Origin of the sequence: Paracoccus sp. Z118 (assembly GCF_019061185.1) — a bacterium.
Taxonomy (GTDB): Bacteria; Pseudomonadota; Alphaproteobacteria; order Rhodobacterales; family Rhodobacteraceae; genus Paracoccus.
Genome location: NZ_JAHQZU010000101.1, coordinates 1 through 864, shown reverse-complemented (window position 1 = coordinate 864; position 864 = coordinate 1). Strand labels below are relative to the sequence as shown.

Genomic DNA, 864 nt, shown 5'->3' with positions numbered 1-864 from the left:
CTGTCTATCCTCGCTCCGGCGCGAGTGCATCCCAGTAGCAGCACGACCCGAGGGGTTTCCAGCGGCGCGGGGGCTTGGGGCATATGTCGGGGTCGGGGGTGAGGCGACCGGTCTTCCATCAGCGGCCGCAGGACCAATCATCCCGTGGTCACGCTTCCGGCGGTCGTCCAAGGGTCTTCAGGGGACCTGCTCACAGGAGGAGCCTGCCGGGCTCGCGCACGGCCTCTCATTCGATCAAGCCGCGCCGCACAGGGCCATGATCGTCGTTTTCCCTGTCAGGACGATGGGGAAAGCGCATGATTCCGCGTCCTCCGCCGCAATCTGCGAAGAAACGATGCTCATCGCCCTGTCCCTGCCAGAGCTGGGCCGCCGGGAAGGCTCCGCGCCTGCACCGCGCGCCAGCTTGCTGCCGGTTGTCGCGCATGTCGGCTGCGCCTGCATGGTTCCCAGCCCGAGCTCAGGGCCACAGAGTGGATGTCTCCCTTGGAGTTGCGCCGCGGCAGTGCGCCCTTCTCCTCACCTTGCCTGCAATGCGGTGACTGCTGCTGCGGCGATGATGTCGTCGATGGTGCAGCCGCGGGAGAGGTCGTTGGCGGGGCGGGCGAGGCCCTGGAGGATGGGGCCGATGGCGGTCAGGCCGCCGAGCCTCTGGGCGATCTTGTAGCCGATGTTGCCCGAGGCGAGGTCGGGGAAGATGAAGACGTTGGCCGGGCCGGTCAGCGGACTCTGGGGGGCCTTCTTCGCCCGGACCGCGTCGTCGAGGGCGGCATCGAACTGGATCTCGCCGTCGATCTCCAGTTCCGGCATGCGTTCGCGGACGAGGGCGAGCGCCTCGCGGATGCGGCCGAGGCTCGGATGTTCGGC

At 68.3% G+C, this 864-nt stretch carries 1 protein-coding gene; it reads right to left on the bottom strand.

The features are described from left to right. Positions 1-516: 516 nt before the first annotated feature. The coding region (locus KTN05_RS17675) for a phosphate acyltransferase (protein ID WP_254368346.1) at positions 517-864 on the bottom strand (348 nt) is incomplete at its 5' end.